A 25,873-nucleotide genomic window follows, 5' to 3' on the forward strand; every position below is an offset into this window, starting at 1 on the left:
CATTTATGCAGCAGCAGTTCGGTAATCTCACTAGCCTGCTGCGTCGGCATAATCATTAAGGCGCGTCACCACCTCTACGCTAGCAGCTTAGCTGTTAGCCGTCACCTGACGCGCTCATAGTCAAGAGTCCATCTCGCCCAACTACTTACTATCACGAGGTTTGGTGCCGTATTTTCCAGTGTACGGGTTCACATTCCCTTTCGTACTGTAGTTATTATTCCTAGTGGTATCTGGATTTGTAGCGTGGGAAGGTCCGACATACGTTCCGTTACTTCGCGTATACCCACTGATGGTATGATCAGAACGACTTCCGTAAGAATAACTAGACTTGTACGAAGAATGCCCGCCGTAACTGCTACCACGAGCATAAGCATCCCCTGAAAGCGCTACTGCCGCCACCACAGCCGCCAAAAACAATGCCTTTCTCATACAACCTCCCGTTTCAGATCAATGAGAGCTCAACGATGCTGTCATCAAGTCACTCATTCCTCTTCGTCGTCATCCGATGAGGCCACTCCGCTGCCGTCTTCAACGTACGACTGACAACCTTCGTTGAATGACTGAGAAGGCGTGCTGCATGAGTTCTCGTCATCAATATCATTCTGCTCTGCCCAGTTATACCCAGCCTGATGCCCTGAGCAGTCACCCTGGCATTGATAGCCATCGAATGTGGCTGCGTAAGCCATCGCGCTGCCCAACAACAGCATTACCAGCGCGATGAATGCTCTCATTGGTGAGACTCCATCGGTAATGCTTGCGAGCATGATTCTCTCCAATTGAAAGCGCCACTTCGTGGTTACACAAACTGTAGCTCACTTTCTCTAGCGAGTTGCTGGGATTGGTGGAATGCCCGGAGTATCACGTCGCTCGCGGCGACTTCGCACTGCTTCATTCCGCTGCGTGATGACTGCGACTTGTTTGATGTCATCGCACGACGTATGGATGCGGAGCCCTCCTCCCCAAGCGAGCAGAAGGGCACTTAAACGCGCGATCCATGAAATGTGCGGTGAGCGCTTAGAGAGAGCCGAAAAGTCTTCCGGCTGCTTATGAGACGGGCAAACCACCCGTAATCCACAACTAGCTTATGCGATCTTAAATGCGCCCAATCCTCTGATGCTGACCCGTTTAGGATCATGTTTGGGCCTTCTATTTTATCGGCGATGTAACCGAGCCAACCAACCTTCGCTCTTGCCCTAAAAATGCCCTAAACCAAAAAACCAGAAACTAAAAAGCCCCGTAGATTTTCATCTACGGGGCTTTTCTATGTATGGCGGAGAGATAGGGATTCGAACCCTAGGTACCGGTGAAGGTACAACGGATTTCGAATCCGTCCCATTCGGCCACTCTGGCATCTCTCCAACGGCGCGCATCATAACAGCACAATCGCCGGAAGCGAACCCCCTTTAGCGATTTTTTTCCGTGCTATCAGATGCTTGCGTCGATTAAAGCGGTACGCCCAGACGGTTGGCGACTTCTTCGTAGGCTTCGATGACATCACCGAGGCCCTGACGGAAGCGGTCCTTGTCCATTTTCTTCTTGGTGGCCTTGTCCCACAGACGGCAGCCGTCCGGGCTGAACTCGTCACCCAGAACGATGGAGCCGTCGGAGAACACGCCGAATTCGAGTTTGAAGTCGACCAGCAGCAGGCCGGCGTCGTCGAACAGTTTGCTCAGGACTTCGTTGACCTTGAGCGACAGTTCTTTCATGCGAACCAGTTGCTCGGCGGTGCCCCAACCGAATGCCACGACGTGGGATTCGTTGATGAACGGGTCGCCCTTGGCGTCGTCCTTCAGGAACAGTTCGAAGGTGTAAGGGTTGAGCTTCATACCCTCTTCAACACCCAGGCGCTTGACCAGGCTGCCGGCGGCGTAGTTACGCACGACGCATTCGACCGGGATCATGTCGAGTTTTTTTACCAGGCATTCGTTGTCGCCCAGCAGTTTGTCGAATTGCGTCGGCACGCCGGCTGCTTCGAGTTTCTGCATGATGAAGGCGTTGAACTTGTTGTTCACCATGCCTTTGCGGTCGAGCTGCTCGATACGCTTGCCGTCGAACGCCGAGGTGTCGTTGCGAAACAGCAGGATCAAGCGGTCAGCGTCATCGGTCTTGTAAACCGATTTGGCTTTGCCGCGGTAGAGTTCTTCACGTTTTTCCATGATGGGCTCCGCTTGCTAAGTAGGTGGGCTAGGCGATGTGTCGCCAGTCGAGCCCTGAATCTTGATCGGCCAGTTGCAGCCAGTCCGGGTCGCACCCGAGGGTGTCGACAAAACATTGCCGGGCCAGCTGCGGCAGGTTGTTCTTGCTGCTCAGATGGGCCAGGACCAGGTGTTGCAGGCCTTGCCAGCCCAACTCGGCCACCAGGAATGCCGCCTGATGGTTGTTCAAATGTCCCAATTCACCACCCACCCGTTGCTTGAGAAAGTACGGGTAGTGACCGCGAGCCAGCATGTCACGGCAATGGTTGGCCTCGATCATTAACGCATCGAGGTCCCGATAGCCGTCCAGCACCTTGTTGCAGTACGACCCCAGGTCGGTCAACAGGCCAAAACGCCGCTGACCGTCGCTGAAGACATACTGCGTCGGCTCCTGTGCATCATGGGCCACGGCAATGACGCCGATGCTCAGAGGGCCGATTTGCAGTTGCTCGCCGCCAGCCAGAAAGCCTGCGGGTTCAATCGGTTTGCGCATCCCGCGCAGGGTCCCGCGACTGAGGTAGACAGGCAGATTGTAACGCCGAGACAGCAAACCCACGCCATGCACGTGATCGGCATGTTCGTGGGTCACAAGTATCGCGCTCAACTGCGCAGGGTTTACCCCAAGGCGCAGCAGGCGTTTTTCGGTTTCCCGCAAGGAGAAACCACAATCCACCAGCACATACGTGTCATCGCTGGCTACCAGCGTGCCGTTCCCTTGGCTACCGCTGCCGAGAACGGCAAAACGCATGCGATCAGCCCAGGTTGTCCTGAATCACGGTCAACACTTTGCGCGCCACGTCTGCTGGCGCCACGGTGTTGATGTTTTTCTCGACGGTAACTTGTACGTTCTCGCCGACCTTGCTCAGGCGAACCTGATAACGCTCGGCGCGGGCTTCAACTTCTTCCTTGTTCGGCTTGCTGCCGAACAGGCTACCGAAGAAACCTGGTTGCTCATCCTTCTTCTCGGCCTTTTCGGCGAGGTTGATGTAGTACAGGCCCAGGCTGCGGTTGATGTCTTCAACACGCCATTCGCCCTGTTCCAGCGCACGACCGACGCTCGACCAGGCACGATCCAGGTCGGTACCGACGTTGAGCACCGGGTTGCCGCTGCCATCCTCGGTCAGGCTGACACGGCTTGGCGTATCGTAATCACGCGAGGCCAGCATGGAGACCGAACCGCCCTTCTCCGAAGTGCGGCTCATGCTCGCGAGCATGTCGTCGACCAATGCTGCATCCAGGCCGGTGTTGACCGAACGATTGGTGAAGTCGACGTTGGCGGTGCTGCCGGCAGGACGCTCGGCGCTGACCACATAGACTTCACTGGTGTTGCGCTGCACGCCTGGCTCGATACGCACCCGTACGCGGGTTTCGCTGTCGGCGCCGACACCGGCTGCGCTCAGGCGCTTGGCCATGGCTGCGGACAGTTCGTCGGAATGCTGCCAGGTAGTCGTGAACTCACCGGTTTGCGGGCGCTGTTCGTCCAAACGGAAACCGTTGTCCTGGAAGAACTGCACGGCCACTGGCCAGACTTCGGCCGGTGGGTTCTGAGCCATGATCCAACGCGAATCGCCGCTCTTCTGCAAGGAGTAGGCGCTGATATCAGCCGCTGCCGACAGCGGCTGCGGACGAGGCACGACATATTCGCCCTTGGCTGTATCGTCAGCCACATTGCGCGGGATCGGCAACAGTGGATCCAGACGCTTGGAGGTGCTGACGTTTGGTGGCAGTTGCATCGGTGCAGTCTGTTGCGCTTCCAGGTAATCGCTACCACGGTCACGGAAGTAACCTTCCGGGCCCCAGATCCATCCGCAGCCACTGGTGCTGGAGATAATCAAGGCAAGTGCGGAAAGTCCGGCCATTCGCTTCATGCGTAGTACTTCCTCAATTAAACCAGGACGCCGGACTGGCGCATGGCCTGCCGCAGCGGTTCGTGACAGGCAGCACTGAGCCAGGTGAGCGGCAGACGGATACCGTCCGGCATCAGGCCCATTTCATGCAGCGCCCATTTCACGGGGATAGGGTTGGATTCGATAAACAAGGTTTTATTGAGCGGCATCAGCTTTTCGTGGATCGCCCGGGCTTTGACGGCATCACCGGCCATCGCAGCGGCGCACAGCTCGCTCATGGCGCGCGGTGCAACGTTGGCGGTCACCGAAATGTTGCCCTTGCCACCGAGCAGCATCAGCTCGACCGCGGTCGCATCGTCACCGGAATAGACCAGGAAGTCGCTGCTCACGCCGGCCAGGATGTCCTTGGCGCGCTGCAGGTCGCCCGTGGCTTCCTTGATGCCGATGATGTTCTTCACGGTCGACAGGCGGATTACCGTCTCGGCCTGCATGTCGCACGCGGTACGACCCGGCACATTGTAAAGAATCTGCGGGATATCGACCGCTTCGGCGATGGCGCGGAAGTGCAGGTACAGGCCTTCTTGCGTCGGCTTGTTGTAATAAGGGGTTACCAGCAGGCACGCGTCGGCGCCAGCGTTCTTCGCATTGGTCGTCAGTTCGATCGCTTCACGCGTCGAATTGGCGCCCGTACCGGCGATCACCGGAATACGCCCTGCAACCTGGGCAACCACGCGACGAATCACTTCGATGTGCTCGTTCACGTCCAGCGTGGCCGACTCACCCGTAGTGCCGACCGCCACGATGGCGTTGGTGCCCTCTTGCAGGTGGAAGTCCACCAGTTTGCTCAGGCTGTCCCAGTCGAGACGACCCTGTGCATCCATGGGTGTGACCAGTGCCACCATACTGCCCGCAATCATGCAACCGCTCCTGCCGGAAAAAGAGAGCGGTAATGGTACTGGCGCCAAGATGCTTGTACAAGCGAAGTACTGCGCTGCCGCCATTCCCCTTGGCGCTGCTTTTCGCTACCCTTCAGACTTTGATCGGTACTGATAAGCTCGTACGCCGGGTTCCAGCCTCCATTTTCGGCATCACAAGCCCCGATCCAGCGTTGCCACCCCTCGCTCTTGCCATACTGGAGCACGTTGCAACCTTCGGCTGGGGGTTTGTGAATTCGCATCCGCAGGCTCGTTCCCGGTAAAAAAGCCCATAAACAGTATCGACCGCTCATCGCTTTAGGAATGCTGCATGTCCACCCCCACAGTTCGCGAACAATTCCTTGTCATCAGTGCCCTCGGCGCCAACCCCATGGAGCTGACTAACGTCCTGTGCCGCGCCAGCCATGAAAACCGCTGCGCCGTGGTCACCTCTCGCCTGACGCGTCATGGCGAATGCAGCGCGCTGATCCTCGAGATCTCCGGCAGCTGGGACGCCCTGGCGCGCCTCGAAGGCAGTCTGCCGGTGCTAGCCAAACGGCATGCTTTCACTGTCAACGTGGTGCGCAGCGCAGCCCTGGAGAACCGTCCCCAGGCCCTGCCGTACGTCGCCTACGTCAGCTCAGCCTACCGCCCGGACATTATCAACGAGCTGTGCCAGTTCTTCATGGACCACAACGTCGAGCTGGAGAACCTGACCTGCGACACCTATCAGGCTCCGCAGACCGGCGGCACCATGCTCAACGCCACATTCACCGTGACCCTGCCGGCCGGCACCCAGATCAGCTGGCTGCGTGACCAGTTCCTGGATTTCGCCGACGCCATGAACCTGGACGCACTGATTGAACCGTGGCGCCCACAAAACCCAATGTAAGGAAGCTTTCATGGCCGTAGCCATCGACCAACCGGTTGCCGACTTCGAAGCACCCGCCACCAGCGGGCAGACCGTCAGCCTCGCGGCCCTCAAAGGCAAGCAAGTGGTGATTTACTTCTACCCGAAGGACAGCACGCCGGGCTGCACCACCGAAGGCCAGGGTTTTCGCGACCAGTACGCGGCGTTCAAGGCGGCCAACACCGAGGTGTTCGGCCTATCTCGCGACAGCCTGAAGTCTCACGAAAACTTCAAGTGCAAGCAGGAGTTCCCCTTCGAGCTGATCAGCGACAAGGACGAAGCCATCTGTCAGCTGTTCGACGTGATCAAGCTGAAAAAGCTCTACGGCAAGGAATATATGGGTGTTGATCGCAGCACGTTCCTGATCGACAAGAACGGCGTGCTGCGTCAGGAATGGCGCGGCGTGAAGGTGCCGGGGCATGTGGATGCGGTTTTGGCGGCCGCTCAGACGCTGAACAAGGCCTGATTTTTTGGGCGTCTATTCGGACGCCTTCGCGGGAAAGCCCGCTTCCACTGGGATGGTATGAACCCTGTGGGGCCGGGCTTGCCCGCGAAGAGACCCTCAAGTCGACGATCAAAGCAGCGGCGACACCTCCGGCTCCTTGCGCGGCCAGGCATCCAGCACGGCTTTGAACAGCGTTGCCAGGGGAATCGCAAAGAATACGCCCCAGAAGCCCCACAACCCGCCAAACAGCAGCACCGCGCAGATGATCGCCACCGGGTGCAAGTTGACCGCTTCCGAGAACAGCAGCGGCACCAGCACGTTACCGTCCAGCGTCTGAATAATCCCGTAGACCGCCATCAAATAGATGAACTGATCGCTCCAGCCCCATTGGAACAGTGCAATCAGCAGCACCGGCACGGTCACCACCACCGCCCCCACATAAGGCACCACCACCGAAACACCCACCAGCAACGCCAGCAGCGCCGCGTAATTGAGCCCCAGCGCCACGAAAGCGATGTAGGTCACGCCCCCGCAAATGAAGATTTCGATGACCTTGCCACGAATGTAATTGGCAATCTGCCGGTTCATTTCCTGGGCGACCCGAGTGATCAGCGCTCGCTCCCGCGGCAGGTAGCCGCGCACCCACTGGCCGATCATTTCCCGGTCCTTGAGGAAGAAGAACACCAGGATCGGCACCAGCACCAGGTAGATCATGATGTTCACCAGCAGCGGCAAGCTCGACAACGAGAACGTCAGCGCCCACTGGCCGAATTTACCGATCTCGCCCCGCGCCACTTCGATTGCCTGTAGCACTTGCTCGTCCGACACCAGATGCGGATAACGCTCGGGCAGCAGCAATAGCAGTGATTGCCACTTGGCGAGCATGCCGGGCAATTCGTTGAACAGCGTGATCAACTGATGCCAGAGCAATGGCACCACGACGATGATGAATACCAGCAGCCCCCCCATGAACAACGCGAAGACCAGCCCCACCGCCGCGGCACCCGGCAGGCGCAGACGCTCAAGGATCACCACCAACCCCTGCATCAAATACGCCAGCACCATCCCGGCCAGCACTGGCGCAAGCATCCCACCCAGAGTGAGAACGGCGGTAAATGCCAGAAACAGCAGCACCGCCAGCACCACGGCCTCTTCATCCGAGAAATAACGCTGAATCCAGTCGCGTAACACTTTGAACATCAATAATCCTTAGGAACGAACGCAGCAGGTTTCAGGCTTTTTTCAACCAATAGCGGTAAACGCCCGCCTCATCTTCTTCACGAAGCAGCGTATGACCGGCCAATCGGGCAAAGGTGCGAAAATCGCGCTGAGAGCCCGCATCCGTGGCAATCACCTTGAGCACCGCTCCACTGGCTAGTCGGTTGAGTTCCATCTTGGCCTTGAGCAACGGCAGCGGACAATTCAGACCGCTGGCGTCCAGCTCGGCGTCGTGGGTTACAGCGTCAGTCATCGAATCACTCCTGGGCAGGGGTTAAGCCGCTTAGAATATCTGGTCCCAAGCGTAGTGTCCGGCTACAGTAAGGTCTTTGTCGACTAAGGCTTTGTGCATGACTTTTTTGCGCCCTACCCTGCTGACGCTCGCTTGCCTGCTCGCCTCACCGGGCTTCGCCGACGACTTGCCGTCACTCGGTGACGCCAGTTCTGCCATCGTCTCGCCGCAACAGGAATACCAACTGGGCCGTGCGTGGCTGGCGATGCTGCGCAGCCAGGTGTCGCAACTCAACGATCCGCAACTCAAGGATTATGTCGAGTCCAGCGTCTACCGACTTGTGGAGACCAGCCAGGTCAATGACCGGCGCCTGGAGTTCATCCTGATCAACAGCCCACAGCTCAACGCTTTTGCCGCGCCGGGCGGGATCGTCGGCGTCAACGGCGGCTTGTTCCTCAATGCCCAGACCGAAGGCGAATATGCCTCGGTTCTGGCCCACGAACTGGCCCACTTGTCGCAGCGTCACTTCGCCCGTGGTGTCGAAGCCTCGCAACGCATGCAAGTGCCCATGATGGCGGCGCTGCTGGCCGGGATCGTGATCGCCGCTGCCGGTGCAGGCGATGCCGGGATCGCAACCATTGCCGGCACCCAGGCGGCGGCAATGCAGGAACAACGACGCTTCTCGCGCCAGAACGAACAGGAAGCCGACCGTATCGGCATCATGAATCTGGAGAAGGCCGGTTACGATCCGCGCTCGATGCCGACCATGTTCGAACGACTGATGCGCCAGTACCGCTACGATGCCAAGCCGCCGGAATTCCTGCTCACTCACCCGGTGACCGAATCGCGTATCGCCGACACCCGCAACCGCGCCGAACAGGCCAAGCCGGGCGGTATCGAAGACAGTATGCGTTATCAGCTGATTCGTGCACGCGTGCAGCTGATCTATGAAGAAACCCCAGGCTTGGGTGCCAAGCGCTTCCGCGCCCAACTCGATGAAAACCCGAAAAACGACGTCGCGCGCTATGGCCTGGCAATCGCCCAGATCAAGGGCGGCCAGCTGAATGAAGCTCGCGAGAACCTCAAGCAGCTGCTGGCCAAATCGCCGAACGAGATCATCTACAACCTGGCGCAGGTCGATCTGGACATCACCAATAATCGTCTGCCCGATGCTCAGTCACGGGTTGACCGGATGCTGACTCAGTATCCGGGCAACTACCCGCTGAATCAGGTGCGTGTTGACCTGCTGCTCAAGCAGAATCGAGCAGCCGATGCGGAAAAGGCGCTGGAGAACCTGCTCAAGACCCGCCCCGAAGATCCGGACGTCTGGTACCTGGTGGCCGAGACTCGTGGTCTGTCTGGCAACATCATCGGCCTGCATCAGGCTCGTGCAGAGTACTTCGCACTAGTCGGCGATTATCGCCAGGCGATCCAGCAACTGGACTTCGCCAAGCGCAAGGCGGGCAGCAACTTCCCGCTGTCATCGCGGATAGACGCACGGCAACGCGAGCTGATGGAACAGGAACGCATGATCAAGGACATGATGGGCTGACTGCTTCAGGGACAAAATTCAGATACAAAAAAACCGCCTCTTTCGAGGCGGTTTTTTATTCAGCCGACAACCGGTTTATTCAGCCAGCTTGAAGGTGATGAAGCTGGCGCGCCCCTGGCGCAGAACCCGCATCGACACCGAGCGGTTCTTCGGCAACGCCTTGGCAATCTCGGTGAACTCCTTCGTGGAGCCGATCGCCTGGTTGTTCAGGTGAGTGATCACATCACCAGGCTGCAAGCCGATCAGAGCAGCAGGACCGTCCTGCACGTCCTTGATTACCACACCACCTTTAAGGTCGTAGGCTTTCTTCTGCTCATCGGTCAATTCGGCCACGGAAACACCCAGGCGATTGCTGCTGCGCTCTGCGCCAGGTTTAGGCTGGGCGTCCAGCTCTTTGCCTTCTTCAGGGATAGCGCCGACGGTCAGCTCGACATTCTTGCGTTTGCCTTCGCGGATCACCTCAAGATTGGCTTTCGAGCCGGCCTTCAGCGCACCCACCAAGTGCGGCAGATCGGCGGACATGACGATCGGTTGACCGTTCATGCTCAGGATCACGTCGCCCACTTGCAGGCCCCCCTTGGCAGCCGGACCGTCATCCTGGATCTGAGCCACCAACGCACCGGCCGGTTTCTCAAGACCGAACGACTCGGCCAGATCCTTGCTCACTTCCTGGATCACCACACCCAACCAGCCACGGCTGACTTTACCGCCGCTTTTCAGCTGATTGGAAACGTCCATCGCCACATCGATAGGGATCGCGAACGACACGCCCATGAAGCCGCCAGAGCGGGTGTAGATCTGCGAGTTGATGCCGACCACTTCACCGGCCAGGTTGAACAGCGGACCACCGGAATTACCCGGGTTGATCGGCACGTCGGTCTGGATGAACGGAACATAGTTTTCGTTCGGCAGGCTGCGACCGATGGCACTGACGATGCCTTGGGTCACTGTGTGATCAAAGCCGAACGGCGAGCCGATGGCCACGACCCACTGACCGGCTTTCAGGTCCTGCGATTTGCCGAGCTTCAGAACCGGCAGGTTCTTGCCTTCGATTTTCAGCAAGGCGACGTCGGAACGCGGATCGGTACCGATCAACTTGGCTTTCAACTCACTGCGATCGGCAAGGCGCACGAGAATTTCGTCGGCATCGGCGATCACATGGTTGTTTGTCAGGATGTAGCCGTCAGACGAAATAATGAAACCCGACCCCAGGGACTGCGCTTCGCGCTGGCGATCGCCACGAGGTGAGCGTGGCTGCTGCGGCATGCCACGCTCAAAGAACTCACGCAGCATCGGCGGCAAGCCTTCAAGGTCAGGCATTTGCTCGCTGGACACTTTGCGTTCCGGCAACTTCTGGGTAGTACTGATATTCACCACCGCGGGCGAGGCCTGCTCGACCAGTTGCGTGAAGTCAGGCAAGTCGGCCGCTTGCGCAGTGACCGCCTGACCGAGCACCAGCACGGTGGCAAAAATGGAAAGATAAGACTTCAAGCGTGGTATCGACATACGGCTCCCGTTACGACGAGCATGGTTAAGCGATATGGAGCAAGGAACACCGGAAACGATACGCCGGTATTTTTGTTCCGGGAACAACAAACAAGGCCAGAGCCGAGGGGCTCTGACCTATAAAAAATTTTCGGGATATTTGCAAATGAAAATGCTCGGCAAAACATTTCGAAGCCTCAGCGACGGGGCAGCTATTGCCGACCTCCCGCACCCTACAGCCCCAATTGACGAGCATGGCTGATCAGCTCACTGCTTGTTGGTAGCCGCGGCATCGTTGCGCATGGACAGCGCAATCCGTTCGGCGGTGCCTATCGGTATTTCACCGACCACGGTCACCATTATTTCGCCTTGCGGAGTGGTCAAGCGACGGGACACAGCGACTGTTGGCCCCAGTTGGGTACGGGTGTCGGTGACTGTTGCCCCATTCAATGGCTCAAGGAACACCGAGAATCGGGCCAGACCGTCGTCGAACATCAAACTGTTGACCTGGACTTTGGTATCCGGATCCTTGTGAGAGGTACTGCTGGTCAGTTCGAAACCTGGCGGCAACCAGTCCGAATGCCAGACCTGCGCAGTCTTGACGGCGGACGCCTTGTCACTGTCCAGATTAATGGGCTTGCACTCGGAACCTGCCTGCAAATCGCTGTCGGAAGGCACCTCGGCAGTATCCAGCCGGGTGAACTGGAACCGTTCCAGCAGTTGCCCTTTGTCATTGAGCAACAATGACTTCAACGGCAAGCCTGTTTCCTTGTCCAGATGCAACTCAAAACCATAGCGGTGCTGATCGCGAGGCGTCAACGAGACGATCACCGCCGAACGCCCGGCCACGCGCGACTTGCCGATGACGGCAAGGTCATACCAATTCTTTAGCTTTTGTGGATCGAGTGCACGAGCAGCGGAGTTGGGTGAGTCCCCCAGCCCTGCTATCAGGGTGCCGCTGACGCATTGAGTATGCCCATCAATGCGCACGACTTCCTGGGCCGAACCGTCGAGCTGAAGTAAACGCTCTTGGACTTTGCCATCCTGGACGCGATGCCAGATGTTATGGGTAGAAAAACTACCGTTACGCTCGTAGACGAAAGTACCGTGAAAGCTCTGCGTTTGCTCCGCCTGTCCCAGACGCTTCAGCCAGTCCTGGGCTTCATCGGCGTGGGCTGGAACAATAAACCAGCCACTGAGCAGAAGCGTAAGTAGAGGTATGGCGCGCATGATCCTCCTTAACGGTTTTCCAGGCTTGCTGCACGAGCGTAAGGCAGAGCGCTCTCAGTACCTTTCAGTGCAGCCTGTTGAGCATGTTGGCGCAAGTAACCTGGCAGACGCTGATCGTGCCAGCCTGGCTGACCTTGCAATACGCCGTTGGCCATAGGGCCAGTGGCATCCGAACTCTCATTGTAGCCTGCCAATACAGCGGGGCCCTTGACCTGAGGAGTGGTCAGACCTGGCTGATTAGAATGCTGAGCCAGTTCGACACCTGCGATCTCGTCCTGGTTGTACAGACGTACACCTGCCAGCACGGCAATGGTCACCGAAGCAGCGACTGCCAGACGACCCAGGCTGCGCCATGGACCGCGGGAGGCTTTTGCCGGTACGGCTTCGTCAGCCAGCGCAGCAGAGACTGCCGCAGCGATGTCCAGACGAGGAAGCAGCAGGTCCTTATGCATGACCGCCCGAGCGATCTGGTAACGAGCCCAGGTATCGCGGGTTTCAACATCGTCAAAGGCATTCAATACCCGACGCAATTCCAGTTCGTCCGCTTCGTTATCCATCACTGCGGACAGCGATTCCTGCAGGGCTTCACGACTCATGGCGTTCCTCTCTTGGCTGTCGCCGCTGTCTCAGTTTTCCTGCAACAACGGCTGCAGGGCTTTATCGATGGCCTCCCGGGCGCGGAAAATCCGGGAGCGCACGGTACCCACCGGACACTGCATGACGCTGGCAATGTCCTCGTAACTCAGACCATCGAATTCACGTAAAGTTAAAGCCGTACGCAAATCTTCTGGCAGTTGCTGAATGGTTCGATGGACGGTGCCTTCGATCTCATCCCGCAGCAATGCACGTTCTGGCGACTCGAGATCCTTGAGGCCATGATCGCCATCGTAGAACTCTGCATCCTCGGAACTGACATCGCTATCCGGCGGCCGACGGCCGCGTGAAACCAGATAGTTTTTCGCCGTGTTGATGGCGATACGGTAAAGCCACGTATAAAACGCGCTGTCTCCGCGAAAATTACCAAGTGCACGGTATGCCTTGATAAAGGCTTCCTGTGCGACATCCTGGGCTTCATGGGTGTCGTGCACGAAACGCACGATCAACCCGAGAATTTTGTGCTGGTATTTCAGCACTAGCAGATCGAAAGCTCGCTTGTCGCCGCGTTGAACGCGCTCGACCAGCTGCTGATCCTCTTCCTGGGTTAGCATGAACACTCCTCGATAAGCTCGAAGGAGGCTTGCATTACTGAACGACCAGACTTGCAAACATAGACTCGGGCTTTTCGCAAAAGTTCTCCCCCTTCAAGCAAGTTTCCTGCGGGCTCTGATTTGGCACGCACGAAAAACGCAGCGCGGGAAACCCAGGCTGCGCGAATAATCTTGTCATCGGATTCGTCAGCAAGGACCTAACCGCAAGTCCCGCACCGAAACCGACACTGTTCCTTGTTTCAGGCAACCTTCTATTGATCTTGAGCCTTTGGCAAAAGTTCCATATTTATAGCTGCCTGACACCGACATTGTGCAACCGTGAAGCGAAAAAGACTGTTAAATCCACGATACAGTCGCCTTGTCGCCAAAGCATGCAAAAAAACTTCCGACGAAGCGTCCAGTCTTTTCCGTCACAGTAGTTTCACAATGCCATGTGGGCTCGACTATTGTGCCGCTCCCCCCCTCTATATACTAGAGGGCTGTGCGGTTGTCTGACCTCGCCTGTCCAGATGTCCAGCGCCACCCCGAACCGGGTCGCTTTGAGCGGAATCCTGAAATGAGCCAACAGTTTCAACACGATGTACTGGTAATTGGCAGCGGTGCTGCCGGCTTGAGCCTTGCACTGACCTTGCCCGGTCATTTGCGCATCGCGGTATTGAGCAAAGGCGACCTCGCCAATGGCTCGACCTTCTGGGCCCAGGGAGGTGTCGCCGCCGTCCTGGATGACACCGATACTGTCGAGTCCCACGTCGACGATACCCTCAACGCCGGGGGTGGCCTGTGCCATGAAGACGCCGTGCGCTTTACCGTCGAGCACAGCAGAGAAGCGATTCAATGGCTGATCGACCAAGGCGTACCCTTTACCCGTGACGAACAATCCGGCACCGAAGACGGCGGTTTCGAGTTTCACCTGACCCGCGAAGGCGGTCACAGCCATCGACGCATCATCCACGCCGCCGATGCGACGGGTGCGGCGATCTTCAGAACCCTGCTCGATCAGGCCATACAGCGGCCCAACATCGAGCTGCTGGAACAGCGGGTCGCGATCGATCTGATCACCGAAAAGCGCCTGGGCCTTGAAGGCGACCGCTGCCTCGGCGCCTACGTCCTCAACCGCAGCACGGGTGAAGTCGACACTTACGGTGCGCGCTTCGTGATCCTTGCGTCGGGCGGCGCGGCGAAGGTCTACCTCTATACCAGCAACCCTGATGGCGCCTGCGGTGATGGCATCGCCATGGCCTGGCGTTCAGGCTGCCGGGTGGCGAACCTGGAGTTCAACCAGTTCCACCCGACCTGCCTTTATCACCCGCAAGCCAAGAGTTTCCTGATCACCGAAGCCCTGCGCGGCGAAGGCGGACACTTGAAGCTGCCCAACGGCGAACGCTTCATGCAGCGCTTCGATCCACGGGCCGAACTGGCACCACGGGACATCGTCGCCCGCGCCATCGACCATGAGATGAAGCGCCTGGGTATCGACTGCGTTTACCTGGATATCAGCCACAAGCCTGAAGACTTCATCAAGACGCACTTCCCGACGGTCTATGAGCGCTGCCTGGAATTCTCCATCGACATCACCAAACAACCGATTCCGGTGGTGCCGGCGGCGCACTACACCTGCGGCGGCGTGATGGTCGATCAGCGGGGCCGCACCGACGTGCCGGGCCTGTATGCGATTGGTGAAACCAGCTTCACCGGCCTGCATGGCGCCAACCGCATGGCCAGCAACTCGCTGCTGGAGTGTTTCGTTTATGCCCGTTCGGCGGCGGCGGACATTCTTGAGCAGTTGCCAGAGGTGTCGATTCCGACCGCCCTGCCCGTCTGGGATGCCAGCCAGGTCACCGACTCTGACGAAGACGTGATCATCGCGCACAACTGGGACGAACTGCGGCGATTCATGTGGGACTATGTGGGCATCGTGCGCACCAACAAACGCCTGCAACGAGCCCAGCACCGAGTGCAGTTGTTGCTGGACGAAATCGACGAGTTCTACAGCAACTATAAAGTGAGCCGAGACCTGATCGAGCTGAGGAACCTGGCTCAGGTAGCAGACCTGATGATCCGGTCGGCCATGGAACGCAAGGAAAGTCGCGGCCTGCATTACACCCTCGACTACCCGAACCTGCTGCCGGTCGCCCTGGACACTATTCTGGTGCCGCCCACCTACGCCGACTGAACTTGAGCCGAACCCGCAGGCGTCGGTGCACATCCGCCGCCTGCGAATCCCGCGGCACGCATATCGCCCTGACGCCTCGCTCGCCCCGCAGGCGAAAGCGCAGCACCACAACCAACGGCAGCGCCAGGCTGTCCGGCCGTAGCTGTACGGGTTGCCAACCTTGCGCCTCACTCCACAACTGCCAACCATCGGCATCGCGACGCAAGCCGCGAAAGGCCTGTGGGTGTGTCAGCAGAATCTGTCGCGGCAATACCCACATGCTGTGAGCCACGCACAACGCTACGCCGAGCAGATTGGCCCAGAGTGGTATCGAGAGAAGAAACAGCGAACCCAACGCGAACAGCTGGGCGAGAAGATAAGCCGCCAGCAATTGCCGTGAGGCATGCCAGCGGCATTCGAACGCATTACTTGGGCTGGACACGATCCAGGATCATGCGAACCATGCGCTGCAGCTCCGGATCTTCCGATTCGGCGCGTTCCATGAACCAGCCGAACATGTCCTGATCCTCGCACTCCAGCAGGCGGACATACAGCGCGCGATCTACCTCGTTCAGATTCGCGTAAACCTCTTTCACGAACGGCACCAGAAGCACGTCAAGTTCCAGCATGCCGCGACGGCTGTGCCAAAAGAGGCGGTTCAGTTCAACGTTATCGACCATGGAGCGCTCCTCAAATAGGCCGCAAGTATACAGCCCCGAGGCGAGTCGAACAGTCGGCTTTGGTCGGCACTGACGATCCTTTGTGAACTACCCATTTCAAGGGCGCCCCCTTATGATGTCCCTCAGACTCTTTACCCTGCGATGACCCATGGCCGATTCTGCTTTTTTCTGCACCCTGTCTCACGAAGGCGTTCTCGCGGTACGCGGCTCGGATGCCAGCAAATTCCTGCAAGGCCAATTGACTTGCAACCTCAATTACCTGAGCGACACCCAGGCAAGCCTTGGCGCGCGTTGCACGCAGAAAGGCCGGATGCAGTCGAGTTTCCGCATTCTGCTGGAAGGCGACGGTGTGCTCATGGCGATGGCCAGCGAGCTGCTGGAGCCGCAATTGGCGGACCTGAAAAAGTACGCGGTGTTCTCCAAATCGAAACTGACCGACGAAAGTGCCGGCTGGGTTCGTTTTGGCCTTGAGCATGGCGATGCGGCACTGGCCAGCCTGGGCCTGGCGCTACCGGCAGGCACCGACAGCGTCGTGCGCAATGGCGGCCTGATCGCCCTTCGCGTCTCGCCTGAGCGCGCTGAACTCTGGGTGAACGCCGATCAAGCCGACACCATCAAGGGCAAGCTGTCCGCCCTGCTGGCCGAAGGCGAACTGAATCAATGGCTGCTGGGCCAGATCCGCGCTGGGATCGGCCAGGTCATGCCAAGCACCCGCGAGCTATTCATCCCGCAGATGCTCAATCTGCAAGCCGTCGGCGGCGTGAGCTTCAAGAAGGGTTGCTACACTGGCCAGGAAATCGTTGCGCGCATGCAATACCTGGGCAAACTCAAGCGTCGTCTGTATCGCTTGCAACTGGAAGGTAGTGAACTGCCTGAACCCGGCACGCCACTGTTCTCCCCGACTCACGGCAGTTCGATTGGTGAAGTGGTGATCGCTGCTCGCACCGAGCAGAACATTGAACTCCTGGCCGTGCTGCAAGCCGAAGCTGCAGAAGATGGCAACCTGCACCTTGGCGCACTCGAAGGCCCGGGCCTGCACTTGCTCGACCTGCCTTACCAACTGGATCGTGATCGCGAAATCCAGCGTTAACAGCAGCACTTGTCGCAATACCCTAGAGAAAAGAAATGAGTGAGCTGGCGGATAAGGTCCAACAGGATTTGGTTGAGGCCATCGATAATGATGACCTGGTTCTGCCAACATTACCGGAAGTGGCCCTGCAGATTCGCAAGGCCGCCGAAGACCCGGAAATCAGTGTCAGCACCCTGAGCAAAGTGATCGGCCGCGATACCGCGCTGTCGGCGCGTCTGATCAAAGTGGTCAATAGCCCGTTGCTGCGCGCGACCCAGGAAGTGACTGACTTGCACACGGCCATCACCCGGCTGGGTGTCAATTACAGCAGCAACCTGGCCATCGGTCTGGTGATGGAGCAGATTTTCAATGCCCGTTCCGAAGTGGTGGAACAGAAAATGCGCGAGGTCTGGCGCAAAAGCCTGGAAATCGCCGGCGTCAGCTATGCGTTGTGCCGCAGCTACACACAACTCAAGCCTGATCAAGCGGCGCTCGGCGGGCTGGTGCATCAGATTGGCGTGCTGCCGATCCTGACCTACGCCGAAGATCACTATGAATTGCTGTCAGACCCGGTCAGCCTCAACCATGTGATCGAACGCATCCATCCGCTGCTCGGCGATAAATTGCTCAGGGTCTGGGATTTTCCGGAAATGCTGGTGCAATTGCCGGGGCTGTATCTGGATTTCAAGCGGCAATCGGCGCGGGTCGACTATGTCGATCTGGTGCAAGTGGCCAGCCTGTATTGCCACAAGGACACCGATCATCCCCTGGCCCGTATCGACCCGTTCAGTGTGCCGGCCTTCAAGAAGCTGGGAATCGATCCGGAGAACGAGGCGATGTACAAGGATCTGGAAGAGTCGCGGTCGATGTTTTACTGATTTCTGTGGCGAGGGGGCTTGCCCCCATTGGACTGCGCAGCAGTCCCTTCTTGGGGCCGCTTCGCAGCCCAACGGGAGCAAGCTCCCTCGCCACAACAAGCCTCTTTCCACAGGTGTGAGTGTGTTCACTCCCCCGCAATAAAACTTACCCGCACTTTCAGCCCCGCCAATTCGCCATCGTGCAGGCTGATCTGCGCCAGATGGGCGCGGCAGATCTCGCCGACAATCGCCAGCCCCAATCCCGACCCAGCCACCTGCTGATTGCGCCGGTAAAAACGCTCGAACACCCGCTCCCGTTCCTCAAGGGGAATTCCCGGACCATCGTCCTCGACCTCCAGCACCGCCGGCGCCGTGACCCGCAGAATCACATTGCCACCCGGTGGCGTGTGGGCCAGTGCGTTGTCCACCAGATTGCTCAACAGCTCGTTCAGCAGCGTCGGCTCACCACGCATCCACACCGGCTCGTCAGCTTCCAACGCCAGTGCCACGCCACGTGCATGAGCCAGCGGCGCCATGGCCATGCCCAGTTCACGGGCCAACTGACTGAGGTCGAGCAATTGCGCACCGCCCTCGGCGATAGCCCGGGCGCCATTCTCGACCCGTGCCAGCGAGAGCAATTGATTGGCCAGATGGGTCAGGCGATCCGTACCCTGGGCGGCCGTTTCCAGGGTGCTGCGCCAGATTTCGGGTTCGCTCGAGCGTAAGCCCAGTTCGAGACGTGCCTTGAGCGCCGCCAGCGGCGTGCGCAGTTCATGGGCGGCATCGGCGATGAATTGCGCCTGGCGCTCGAACTGCCCGCGCAAACGCTCGGTAAAGTGATTAAGCGCGCGCACCAGCGGCCCCAGCTCGTGCTGCACTTCCACCAGCGGCAAGGGCCGCAAGTCATCGGGTTGACGCTCTTCCACCGCGGTACGCAAGCGCTCCAGTGGACGCAGCGCCGCACTGACCGCAAACCACACCAGCAACAACGCACCGATCGCCAGCATGCCCAGCCGCAACAAGGTGTCGGCCATCAGGCTGCGCGCCATGCGGACCCGCGCCTCATCGGTTTCCGCCACGCGGATTTCCGCCATGCCGTTCATGTTCGGTTCGCTGACCGCTTTGAGCAGGCTGACCACCCGCACGTTCTGCCCTTGATAGGTAGCATTGTAGAAACGCGCCAGCGCCGGATAGTCATCAGTGCGCGGTGTTCCCGGTGGCGGTGCCGGCAGGTTTTCGTAGCCCGAAATCAGCTTCTGGTTGATGTCGTTGACCAGGTAAAAAATCCGCCCGGCGCTGTCGTAGGCGAACGTGTCGAGGGCCACGTAAGGCACGTTGGCGCTGAGGCTGCCGTCGCGCTGGGACAGGCCGGCGGCGATGGTCCGCGCCGAGGCCAGCAAGGTCCGGTCATACGCGGTGTCGGCGGCTTCGCGACCGTTCCAGTACGCACTCAAACCACTGGCGATCATCAACACCACCAGCAGCAGCGCGAGGTTCCACAGCAACCGCCAACGCAGGCTGCTGAGCTTATGCATCGCGGCTTTCCAGCAAATAGCCAAGGCCACGGAAGGTCACGATGGCCACCGGTTGGCCGTCGAGCTTTTTGCGCAAGCGGTGGACGTAGATCTCGATGGCATCGGGACTGGCCTCCTCGTCCAGGCCGAAGACCTGAGCCGCCAATTGCTCCTTGCTCATCACCCGGCCGGGACGGGCGATCAGGGCTTCGAGCACTGCCTGCTCGCGGGAGGTCAGGGTCAGCAATTCTTCGCCGAGGGTGAAGCGCCGGGTGTCCAGGTCATAGGCCAGCACGCCACAGCGCTGCTGGCGTTCACCGCCGAGCACACTGCGGCGCAGCAAGGCTTTGACCCGGGCCTCGAGTTCGGTCAGTTCGAAAGGTTTGGCCAGGTAATCGTCAGCCCCCAGGTTCAGGCCATGGACCCGATCCTTGACGTCGCTGCGGGCGGTCAGCATCAGCACCGGCAGGTTCTTGCCCCGGGCCCGCAAGCGCGCCAGCACTTCGAAACCGTCCATGCGCGGCAGGCCGACATCGAGGATCGCCATGGCGTATTCCTCGCTGCTCAAGGCCAGGTCGGCCGCCACACCGTCGTGCAGCACATCCACGGTCAGCCCGGTGCTCTTGAGCGCCTGGGCGACACTTTCGGCAAGCTGCAGATGGTCTTCGACGAGCAGAACACGCATGGATCTTTACCTCATTCAGGGATGGTCGACGCCATTCTTTGGCGCGGAGTTTACAGCCGCATCCGTCGCTGTGAAGCCCGAAAACCGTGAAAGTCAGCTGAAAGGTTAGCGAAAGGTAAGCCGGTTAGAGTCCAGCCACGGACAGTTTCGACTGCCGTCGCTACCGCACATAGCGTACGAAAACCGCCTCGAAGCGTTTTCGCCAAATAAGAACAATAAACGGAGTATGTCACCATGCTGTCCATGCAGCTTCAGGCTCGCCCGCCTGTTCGTTTTTCCCGCCTCAGCCAGACCGCCCTTGTCAGCGCCGCCGCCCTCGCCGGCTTTTCGCCGTTGAGCCAGGCTGCCTTCTTCGAAGACAGTAAGGCAACCTTCGAAACCCGCAACATGTATTTCAACCGCGACTTTCGCGACGGCACCAGCGCCCAGCAATCCAAGCGGGACGAATGGGCCCAGGGGTTCATGCTCAATCTGCAATCGGGTTACACCGACGGCACCGTGGGGTTCGGTGTCGATGCACTGGGCATGCTGGGGGTAAAACTCGATTCGAGTCCGGACCGCACCGGTACCGGCCTGCTACCAACCCATGACGACGGGCGCGCGGCGGACGAGTATTCCAAGCTCGGCCTGACCGGCAAAGTGAAGATCTCCGCCACGGAACTGAAAATCGGCAGCCTGATTCCGGAACTGCCGATTCTCAAGCCCAACGACGGCCGCATTCTGCCGCAGACCTTTGAAGGCGGGATGCTGACCTCCAAAGAGATCAAGAACCTGACCTTCACCGGCGGCCGCCTGGAGAAAGCCAAGGACCGCGACAGCACCGACTTCGAAGACATCGCCCTCAACAACAAGAACAGCCGCTTCGCCGGCACCGTGGCAGGCAAGCATTTTGACTTTGGCGGCGTGGACTACAAATTCACCGACAAGATCACCGGCAGCTACCACTTCGCTCAACTCGATGAAGTCTACAACCAGCACTTCCTCGGTGTTGTCGCTTCGCAACCGTTCGGCCCCGGTACTTTCGGTACCGATCTGCGATTTGCCATCAGCGACGACGAAGGCGCGGCCCGCGGCGGCAAAATCGACAACAAATCCCTGAACGGGCTGGTGAGCTACGCCTTGAACGGGCATAAACTCAGCGCCGGCTATCAGCACATGTCCGGCGACAGTGCCTTCCCCTACGTCGATGGCAGCGATCCGTACCTGGTCAACTTCGTGCAGATCAACGACTTTGCCGGCGCCGAAGAACACTCCTGGCAGGCACGTTACGACTACGACTTCGCCAAACTCGGCATTCCCGGCCTGAGCTTCATGAGCCGTTACGTGAGCGGTGACAACATCAAGCTCAAGAACGGCGACGAAGGCAAAGAGTGGGAACGCAACACCGAGATCAAATACGTCGTACAAAGCGGCGCCCTCAAGGACGTTGCCGTACGCCTGCGCAATGCCACCTACCGTTCCAACTACTCCGCTCGCGATGCCGATGAAGTGCGTCTGCTGGTGAGCTATAGCGTTGCCCTTTGGTAATTCAGTACGTCCATAACAAAAACTTAAGGAGACTTGAATGAACCTGTCACTGCGTAAAGTTGCTCTGGCCACCGGCATCATGCTGTTCGCCGGCCAATTGCTGGCCGAACCCAAACGCCCGGAATGCATCGCCCCGGCCTCGCCGGGCGGCGGTTTCGACCTCACCTGCAAACTGGCGCAAAGCGCGCTGGTCAACGAAAAACTGCTGACCAAACCGATGCGCGTGACCTACATGCCCGGCGGTGTCGGCGCGGTGGCGTACAACGCTGTGGTCGCTCAGCGCCCGGCCGATGCCGGTACGCTGGTGGCCTGGTCCAGCGGTTCGCTGCTGAACCTGGCGCAAGGCAAATTCGGGCGTTTCGATGAAAGCGCGGTGCGCTGGCTGGCGGCGGTTGGCACCAGTTATGGCGCGATCGCGGTGAAAAGCGATTCGCCCTACAAGACCCTGGACGATCTGGTCAAAGCCCTGAAGAAAGATCCGAGTTCGGTGGTGATCGGTTCCGGCGGTACCGTCGGCAGCCAGGACTGGATGCAAACCGCCCTGATCGCCAAGGCGGCCGGGATCAACCCGCGCGACCTGCGTTACGTCGCCCTCGAAGGCGGCGGTGAAATCGCCACCGCCCTGCTCGGCGGCCACATCCAGGTTGGCAGCACCGACATCTCCGACTCCATGCCACACATCCTGAGCGGTGACATGCGTCTGCTGGCGGTGTTCTCCGAGAAGCGTCTGGACGAGCCGGAAATGAAAGACATTCCGACCGCTAAAGAGCAAGGCTACAACATCGTCTGGCCGGTGGTTCGCGGCTTCTACCTCGGGCCAAAAGTCAGCGACGAAGACTACGCCTGGTGGAAAAACGCCTTCGACAAACTGCTGGCCTCCGAGGACTTCGCCAAGCTGCGCGATCAGCGTGAACTGTTCCCGTTCGCCATGACCGGCCCGGAGCTCGACACCTACGTGAAGAAGCAGGTCGCGGACTACAAAGTGCTGGCCAAAGAGTTCGGCCTGATCCAGTGATCGCCTCTGTCTAGCGGCTGCGGCCCCGGTTCTCGGGGTCGTGGCCCAGGAGTTCCCCATGCTCATACAACGCATTTTTGCTTCGGTGCTGTTGCTGGCCTGTGTCGGCCTGGCGCTGATGGCGTGGCCGTATCAAGCGGCTTTTTCCTACGAACCGGTCGGGCCTCGCGCCTTCCCCCTGCTGATGCTCGGCCTGATGGGCCTGGCTTTGCTGTACATGGTGTTTCGGCCGGCGCCGATCGTGCACAGCGATGACGACCCGAAACTGGACCGCGAAACCCTGATCAAGATCGGCATCTGCGTGGCGCTGTTGCTGGTGTTCGCCGGGGCCTTCGAACCCCTTGGTTTCATCGTCGCCAGCATTCTGATCGGGGTCCCGATGGCACGCCTGTATGGCGGCCGCTGGCTGCCCAGCGCGGTGATCATCAGCCTGATGGCCATCGGTCTTTATCTGCTGTTCGACAAGTTGATGGACGTGCCACTGCCGTTGGGCGTGCTCGACGTTCTGGAGAACTGATATGGATACTCTTGGCTATTTGGGTCAGGGCTTCGGCGTTGCGCTGAGCCCGTACAACCTGGTGACCGCATTGTGCGGCACCCTGATCGGCACCGTCGTCGGCCTGCTGCCGGGGCTGGGTCCGATCAACGGCGTGGCGTTGCTGATTCCGATCGCGTTCGCCCTCGGCCTGCCACCGGAGTCGGCGTTGATCCTGCTGGCGGCGGTGTACCTGGGTTGCGAATACGGCGGCCGGATCAGCTCCATCCTGCTGAACATTCCGGGCGAAGCCTCCACCGTCATGACCACCCTCGACGGTTACCCGATGGCCCGCAAGGGTCTGGCCGGTGTAGCGCTGTCGCTGTCGGCGTGGAGTTCGTTCATCGGTGCCTTCATCGCGACTTGCGGCATGGTGCTGTTCGCCCCGTTGCTGGCGAAATGGGCGATTGCCTTCGGGCCGGCGGAGTATTTCGTGCTGATGGTGTTTGCGATTGTCTGTCTCGGCGGCATGGCCGGCGACAGACCGCTGAAGACCTTCATTGCAGCGTTGATCGGTCTTTTTCTGTCGAGCGTCGGGATCGACGCCAACAGCGGCGTATACCGTTTCACCGGGGATAACATTCATCTGACCGACGGCATTCAGTTCGTCGTGCTGGTATTGGGCCTGTTCTCCATCAGCGAAATCCTCTTGCTGCTGGAAAAAACCCACCGAGGCCAGGAAGCGGTGAAAGCCACCGGGCGCATGATGTTCAACTTCAAGGAAGCCTCGGCGGTGTTCGTGGTGAACGTCCGTTGTGGATTGCTGGGTTTCATCATGGGCGTGTTGCCGGGTGCCGGCGCGACGCTGGCCAGCGCGGTGGCCTACATGACCGAGAAACGTATCGCCGGTGCCAAGGGCACTTTCGGACAAGGCGACATGCGTGGCCTCGCGGCTCCGGAAACCGCCATCGGTGGCGCAGCCTGCGGTGCCCTGGTGCCGATGCTGACCCTCGGTGTTCCGGGCTCGGGGACCACGGCGGTGATGATCGGCGCATTGTCGCTGTACAACATCACCCCGGGGCCACTGTTGTTCCAGCAGCAGCCAGACATCGTCTGGGGCCTGATCGCGTCGTTGTTCGTCGCCAACGTGATGCTGGTGATCCTCAACATCCCGATGATCCGCATCTTCACCCGCATCCTCGCCGTGCCGAACTGGGCACTGGTGCCAGTGATCGCGATCATCACCGGGATCGGCGTCTATGCCGTACACGCCACCACCTTCGACCTGTTCCTGATGATCGGCATCGGCATCTTCGGCTACATCCTGCGCAAGCTGGACTTCCCGTTGTCGCCGGTACTGCTGGGCTTCATCCTCGGTGGTCTGATGGAACAGAACCTGCGTCGCGCGCTGTCTATTTCCAACGGTGCACTGGAAATCCTCTGGTCGAGCCCGATCACGTTCGGTTGCTGGGTGCTGACTGCAATCATGTTGCTGATGCCGCTGCTGCGCATCTGGCGCAAACGTTCGGTCGCCCGGCGCGCTATCGCCGATGTCTGATCGAACACCCTTCAAAGCCTGGTGGGGTACACCGCTGGTCGGTCTGCTGGGCGGTTACCTCGCCAGCCAGATCGGCTGGCCTCTACCGTGGATGGTCGGCTCGTTACTGGCGATCATCCTCGTGCGCTGCCTGACACCCTGGCAATTGGCGGAAATCCCTGGCGGGCGCAAGTGCGGCCAGTGGGTTGTCGGCATCGGCATCGGCCTGCACTTCACCCCGGTGGTGATGGAGCAGGTGCTGAGCCACTTTGGTTTGATCTTCTTCGGTGCGTTGGTCACCAGCCTGTCCGCGGTGGTCGGGGTCTGGTTGATGCGGCGTACCGGTGAAGATCGCGCCACGGCGTTCTTTTCCAGCATGCCCGGCGGCTCCGGGGAGATGGTCAACCTCGGCGCCCGCAACGGCGCGGTGCTCAGTCGCGTCGCGGCGGGGCAAAGCTTGCGGGTGCTGGTGGTGGTGTTGTGTGTGCCGGCGGCGTTCAAGTATCTGTTGGGCGACGGTGCGCCGGCCTTGCATGCTGCAACCGTCAACTGGTGGTGGCTGGCCCTTCTGTTCCCGGCGGGCGCCCTGGCCGCCTGGATTTGGGAGCGCCTGCGGCAACCCAACCCCTGGCTGTTCGGGCCGTTGCTGGTAAGTGCGACAGTGAGCATTGGTTGGGACCTGCACATCGGCCTGCCCAACGGCGGCAGTCAGATCGGCCAGTGGCTGATCGGCAGCGGGTTGGGCTGCCACTTCAATCGACAGTTCTTCCGACGGGCGCCGTCCTTCATGGGCCGGACCCTGATCGGCACGGTCTTGACCATGTTGATCGCCACACTGGCGGCGCTGGGTTTGAGTGTATTGACCCATCTGGATCTGCGTTCGCTGACGCTGGGCATGATGCCCGGCGGGATTGCCGAGATGAGTTTGACGGCTGAGACCCTGCAATTGTCGGTGCCGCTGGTGACGGCGATGCAGGTGATGCGGCTGTTGTTCGTGTTGTTTTTGGCGGAGCCGTTGTTCAGGTATTGGAACCGGGAGCCGGATTCTCCCTGATATGAGTCCTGTGGTGAGGGGGCCTGTCGGAACGCCGCATCGCCCCGTTCGGCTGCGAAGCAGTCGTAAAAT

At 59.4% G+C, this 25,873-nt stretch carries 26 protein-coding genes and 1 tRNA gene; 11 read left to right on the forward strand and 16 right to left on the reverse strand.

What is annotated here, in order from left to right; translation table 11 throughout:
• Positions 1–482: 482 nt before the first annotated feature.
• From JUI81_RS20790 to dapA, 6 genes are all read right to left on the reverse strand, one after another.
• A complete protein-coding gene (locus tag JUI81_RS20790) occupies positions 483–764 on the reverse strand; it encodes a hypothetical protein (protein WP_237229566.1) in 282 nt (93 codons plus the stop codon).
• Between the two features lie 504 nt (positions 765–1,268).
• Positions 1,269–1,358: transfer RNA gene (locus JUI81_RS20795), tRNA-Ser, on the reverse strand.
• Between the two features lie 84 nt (positions 1,359–1,442).
• Entirely contained in the window at positions 1,443–2,156 is a 714-nt protein-coding gene (purC, locus tag JUI81_RS20800; RefSeq protein ID WP_018926775.1) for a phosphoribosylaminoimidazolesuccinocarboxamide synthase, read from the reverse strand.
• A gap of 28 nt (positions 2,157–2,184) precedes the next feature.
• Complete coding sequence (locus tag JUI81_RS20805) at positions 2,185–2,943, reverse strand: MBL fold metallo-hydrolase (protein WP_019580834.1); 759 nt, start codon at positions 2,941–2,943, stop codon at positions 2,185–2,187.
• Between the two features lie 4 nt (positions 2,944–2,947).
• Positions 2,948–4,063, reverse strand: coding sequence for an outer membrane protein assembly factor BamC (gene bamC / locus JUI81_RS20810; RefSeq protein ID WP_019580835.1), 1,116 nt, complete (start codon positions 4,061–4,063; stop codon positions 2,948–2,950).
• A 17-nt stretch (positions 4,064–4,080) separates the two neighbouring features.
• On the reverse strand, positions 4,081–4,959 hold the full coding sequence (dapA, locus tag JUI81_RS20815) for a 4-hydroxy-tetrahydrodipicolinate synthase (protein WP_007941448.1): 879 nt from the start codon (positions 4,957–4,959) through the stop codon (positions 4,081–4,083).
• A gap of 328 nt (positions 4,960–5,287) precedes the next feature.
• Between dapA and JUI81_RS20820 the strand changes: the two genes are divergently transcribed.
• Positions 5,288–5,848: a glycine cleavage system protein R gene (locus tag JUI81_RS20820; protein ID WP_007898662.1), complete on the forward strand. Its 561-nt coding sequence runs from the start codon at positions 5,288–5,290 to the stop codon at positions 5,846–5,848.
• A gap of 10 nt (positions 5,849–5,858) precedes the next feature.
• Complete coding sequence (locus JUI81_RS20825) at positions 5,859–6,332, forward strand: peroxiredoxin (protein ID WP_204124948.1); 474 nt, start codon at positions 5,859–5,861, stop codon at positions 6,330–6,332.
• 108 nt (positions 6,333–6,440) lie between these two features.
• On the opposite strand, the gene JUI81_RS20830 is transcribed toward JUI81_RS20825, so the two are convergent.
• On the reverse strand, positions 6,441–7,511 hold the full coding sequence (locus JUI81_RS20830; RefSeq protein WP_019647986.1) for an AI-2E family transporter: 1,071 nt from the start codon (positions 7,509–7,511) through the stop codon (positions 6,441–6,443).
• A gap of 31 nt (positions 7,512–7,542) precedes the next feature.
• Positions 7,543–7,782, reverse strand: a complete 240-nt coding sequence (locus JUI81_RS20835; protein ID WP_007941445.1) for a sulfurtransferase TusA family protein — start codon at positions 7,780–7,782, stop codon at positions 7,543–7,545.
• Positions 7,783–7,879: 97 nt separating this feature from the next.
• Here JUI81_RS20835 and JUI81_RS20840 point away from each other — a divergent pair, with 97 nt between their 5' ends.
• Complete coding sequence (locus JUI81_RS20840; protein ID WP_019580839.1) at positions 7,880–9,313, forward strand: M48 family metalloprotease; 1,434 nt, start codon at positions 7,880–7,882, stop codon at positions 9,311–9,313.
• Positions 9,314–9,388: 75 nt separating this feature from the next.
• Here JUI81_RS20840 and JUI81_RS20845 read toward each other — a convergent pair whose 3' ends face one another.
• The 4 genes from JUI81_RS20845 to rpoE all read right to left on the reverse strand — a co-directional run bounded on the left by JUI81_RS20845 (position 9,389) and on the right by rpoE (position 13,236).
• Positions 9,389–10,819: a DegQ family serine endoprotease gene (locus tag JUI81_RS20845; protein ID WP_204124949.1), complete on the reverse strand. Its 1,431-nt coding sequence runs from the start codon at positions 10,817–10,819 to the stop codon at positions 9,389–9,391.
• A gap of 246 nt (positions 10,820–11,065) precedes the next feature.
• Positions 11,066–12,028 carry a MucB/RseB C-terminal domain-containing protein gene (locus JUI81_RS20850; RefSeq protein ID WP_019580841.1) on the reverse strand — a complete coding sequence of 321 codons (963 nt, stop codon included), beginning with the start codon at positions 12,026–12,028 and terminating at the stop codon, positions 11,066–11,068.
• An 8-nt stretch (positions 12,029–12,036) separates the two neighbouring features.
• Entirely contained in the window at positions 12,037–12,624 is a 588-nt protein-coding gene (locus JUI81_RS20855; RefSeq protein WP_019580842.1) for a sigma-E factor negative regulatory protein, read from the reverse strand.
• A gap of 30 nt (positions 12,625–12,654) precedes the next feature.
• Positions 12,655–13,236: an RNA polymerase sigma factor RpoE gene (gene rpoE / locus JUI81_RS20860; protein ID WP_003172477.1), complete on the reverse strand. Its 582-nt coding sequence runs from the start codon at positions 13,234–13,236 to the stop codon at positions 12,655–12,657.
• A 556-nt stretch (positions 13,237–13,792) separates the two neighbouring features.
• Here rpoE and nadB point away from each other — a divergent pair.
• Positions 13,793–15,409 carry an L-aspartate oxidase gene (nadB, locus tag JUI81_RS20865; protein WP_019580843.1) on the forward strand — a complete coding sequence of 539 codons (1,617 nt, stop codon included), beginning with the start codon at positions 13,793–13,795 and terminating at the stop codon, positions 15,407–15,409.
• Here nadB and JUI81_RS20870 read toward each other — a convergent pair.
• Positions 15,378–15,830 carry a protein YgfX gene (locus tag JUI81_RS20870; protein ID WP_019580844.1) on the reverse strand — a complete coding sequence of 151 codons (453 nt, stop codon included), beginning with the start codon at positions 15,828–15,830 and terminating at the stop codon, positions 15,378–15,380. The two genes, nadB and JUI81_RS20870, sit on opposite strands and share 32 nt — an antisense overlap.
• Positions 15,814–16,068 carry a succinate dehydrogenase assembly factor 2 gene (locus tag JUI81_RS20875; RefSeq protein ID WP_007941436.1) on the reverse strand — a complete coding sequence of 85 codons (255 nt, stop codon included), beginning with the start codon at positions 16,066–16,068 and terminating at the stop codon, positions 15,814–15,816. Before JUI81_RS20875 ends, JUI81_RS20870 begins: the two co-directional genes overlap by 17 nt.
• A gap of 148 nt (positions 16,069–16,216) precedes the next feature.
• On the opposite strand from JUI81_RS20875, the gene JUI81_RS20880 reads away from it, so the two are divergent.
• A complete protein-coding gene (locus tag JUI81_RS20880) occupies positions 16,217–17,158 on the forward strand; it encodes a folate-binding protein YgfZ (protein WP_204124950.1) in 942 nt (313 codons plus the stop codon).
• A 35-nt stretch (positions 17,159–17,193) separates the two neighbouring features.
• On the forward strand, positions 17,194–18,015 hold the full coding sequence (locus JUI81_RS20885; protein ID WP_019580846.1) for an HDOD domain-containing protein: 822 nt from the start codon (positions 17,194–17,196) through the stop codon (positions 18,013–18,015).
• 125 nt (positions 18,016–18,140) lie between these two features.
• On the opposite strand, the gene JUI81_RS20890 is transcribed toward JUI81_RS20885, so the two are convergent.
• On the reverse strand, positions 18,141–19,529 hold the full coding sequence (locus JUI81_RS20890) for a sensor histidine kinase (protein ID WP_096479658.1): 1,389 nt from the start codon (positions 19,527–19,529) through the stop codon (positions 18,141–18,143).
• Entirely contained in the window at positions 19,522–20,193 is a 672-nt protein-coding gene (locus tag JUI81_RS20895; RefSeq protein WP_007941432.1) for a response regulator, read from the reverse strand. Before JUI81_RS20895 ends, JUI81_RS20890 begins: the two co-directional genes overlap by 8 nt.
• Positions 20,194–20,427: 234 nt before the next feature.
• Between JUI81_RS20895 and JUI81_RS20900 the strand changes: the two genes are divergently transcribed.
• From JUI81_RS20900 to JUI81_RS20920, 5 genes are read left to right on the forward strand one after another with little or no spacing between them, the layout of a single operon-like run.
• Positions 20,428–21,720: an OprD family porin gene (locus JUI81_RS20900; protein WP_028939336.1), complete on the forward strand. Its 1,293-nt coding sequence runs from the start codon at positions 20,428–20,430 to the stop codon at positions 21,718–21,720.
• Positions 21,721–21,757: 37 nt separating this feature from the next.
• The gene (locus JUI81_RS20905) at positions 21,758–22,735 is read left to right on the forward strand and encodes a tripartite tricarboxylate transporter substrate binding protein (protein ID WP_018926791.1); all 978 of its coding nucleotides are present in this window, start codon (positions 21,758–21,760) and stop codon (positions 22,733–22,735) included.
• 58 nt (positions 22,736–22,793) lie between these two features.
• Positions 22,794–23,252: a tripartite tricarboxylate transporter TctB family protein gene (locus JUI81_RS20910; RefSeq protein WP_018926792.1), complete on the forward strand. Its 459-nt coding sequence runs from the start codon at positions 22,794–22,796 to the stop codon at positions 23,250–23,252.
• Between the two features lies 1 nt (position 23,253).
• Complete coding sequence (locus JUI81_RS20915) at positions 23,254–24,768, forward strand: tripartite tricarboxylate transporter permease (protein ID WP_019580849.1); 1,515 nt, start codon at positions 23,254–23,256, stop codon at positions 24,766–24,768.
• Complete coding sequence (locus tag JUI81_RS20920; protein ID WP_028939335.1) at positions 24,761–25,801, forward strand: AbrB family transcriptional regulator; 1,041 nt, start codon at positions 24,761–24,763, stop codon at positions 25,799–25,801. The genes JUI81_RS20915 and JUI81_RS20920 overlap by 8 nt, the downstream gene beginning before the upstream one ends.
• The last annotated feature ends 72 nt before the right edge of the window (positions 25,802–25,873 follow it).

Source organism: Pseudomonas sp. 008 (assembly GCF_016861935.1).
Lineage (GTDB): Bacteria > Pseudomonadota > Gammaproteobacteria > Pseudomonadales > Pseudomonadaceae > Aquipseudomonas.

What these genes read in the sequence shown, in the direction of transcription:
- rpoE (WP_003172477.1), bottom strand. Translation starts at nt 13,236, where the DNA reads ATGCTAACCCAGGAAGAGGATCAGCAGCTGGTCGAGCGCGTTCAACGC.
- JUI81_RS20920 (WP_028939335.1), top strand. Translation starts at nt 24,761, where the DNA reads ATGTCTGATCGAACACCCTTCAAAGCCTGGTGGGGTACACCGCTGGTC.
- JUI81_RS20790 (WP_237229566.1), bottom strand. Translation starts at nt 764, where the DNA reads ATGCTCGCAAGCATTACCGATGGAGTCTCACCAATGAGAGCATTCATC.
- JUI81_RS20840 (WP_019580839.1), top strand. Translation starts at nt 7,880, where the DNA reads ATGACTTTTTTGCGCCCTACCCTGCTGACGCTCGCTTGCCTGCTCGCC.
- JUI81_RS20825 (WP_204124948.1), top strand. Translation starts at nt 5,859, where the DNA reads ATGGCCGTAGCCATCGACCAACCGGTTGCCGACTTCGAAGCACCCGCC.
- JUI81_RS20855 (WP_019580842.1), bottom strand. Translation starts at nt 12,624, where the DNA reads ATGAGTCGTGAAGCCCTGCAGGAATCGCTGTCCGCAGTGATGGATAAC.
- bamC (WP_019580835.1), bottom strand. Translation starts at nt 4,063, where the DNA reads ATGAAGCGAATGGCCGGACTTTCCGCACTTGCCTTGATTATCTCCAGC.
- purC (WP_018926775.1), bottom strand. Translation starts at nt 2,156, where the DNA reads ATGGAAAAACGTGAAGAACTCTACCGCGGCAAAGCCAAATCGGTTTAC.
- JUI81_RS20895 (WP_007941432.1), bottom strand. Translation starts at nt 20,193, where the DNA reads ATGCGTGTTCTGCTCGTCGAAGACCATCTGCAGCTTGCCGAAAGTGTC.
- JUI81_RS20885 (WP_019580846.1), top strand. Translation starts at nt 17,194, where the DNA reads ATGAGTGAGCTGGCGGATAAGGTCCAACAGGATTTGGTTGAGGCCATC.
- dapA (WP_007941448.1), bottom strand. Translation starts at nt 4,959, where the DNA reads ATGATTGCGGGCAGTATGGTGGCACTGGTCACACCCATGGATGCACAG.
- JUI81_RS20880 (WP_204124950.1), top strand. Translation starts at nt 16,217, where the DNA reads ATGGCCGATTCTGCTTTTTTCTGCACCCTGTCTCACGAAGGCGTTCTC.
- JUI81_RS20915 (WP_019580849.1), top strand. Translation starts at nt 23,254, where the DNA reads ATGGATACTCTTGGCTATTTGGGTCAGGGCTTCGGCGTTGCGCTGAGC.
- JUI81_RS20910 (WP_018926792.1), top strand. Translation starts at nt 22,794, where the DNA reads ATGCTCATACAACGCATTTTTGCTTCGGTGCTGTTGCTGGCCTGTGTC.
- JUI81_RS20875 (WP_007941436.1), bottom strand. Translation starts at nt 16,068, where the DNA reads ATGGTCGATAACGTTGAACTGAACCGCCTCTTTTGGCACAGCCGTCGC.
- nadB (WP_019580843.1), top strand. Translation starts at nt 13,793, where the DNA reads ATGAGCCAACAGTTTCAACACGATGTACTGGTAATTGGCAGCGGTGCT.
- JUI81_RS20835 (WP_007941445.1), bottom strand. Translation starts at nt 7,782, where the DNA reads ATGACTGACGCTGTAACCCACGACGCCGAGCTGGACGCCAGCGGTCTG.
- JUI81_RS20900 (WP_028939336.1), top strand. Translation starts at nt 20,428, where the DNA reads ATGCTGTCCATGCAGCTTCAGGCTCGCCCGCCTGTTCGTTTTTCCCGC.
- JUI81_RS20820 (WP_007898662.1), top strand. Translation starts at nt 5,288, where the DNA reads ATGTCCACCCCCACAGTTCGCGAACAATTCCTTGTCATCAGTGCCCTC.
- JUI81_RS20805 (WP_019580834.1), bottom strand. Translation starts at nt 2,943, where the DNA reads ATGCGTTTTGCCGTTCTCGGCAGCGGTAGCCAAGGGAACGGCACGCTG.
- JUI81_RS20890 (WP_096479658.1), bottom strand. Translation starts at nt 19,529, where the DNA reads ATGCATAAGCTCAGCAGCCTGCGTTGGCGGTTGCTGTGGAACCTCGCG.
- JUI81_RS20850 (WP_019580841.1), bottom strand. Translation starts at nt 12,028, where the DNA reads ATGCGCGCCATACCTCTACTTACGCTTCTGCTCAGTGGCTGGTTTATT.
- JUI81_RS20845 (WP_204124949.1), bottom strand. Translation starts at nt 10,819, where the DNA reads ATGTCGATACCACGCTTGAAGTCTTATCTTTCCATTTTTGCCACCGTG.
- JUI81_RS20830 (WP_019647986.1), bottom strand. Translation starts at nt 7,511, where the DNA reads ATGTTCAAAGTGTTACGCGACTGGATTCAGCGTTATTTCTCGGATGAA.
- JUI81_RS20905 (WP_018926791.1), top strand. Translation starts at nt 21,758, where the DNA reads ATGAACCTGTCACTGCGTAAAGTTGCTCTGGCCACCGGCATCATGCTG.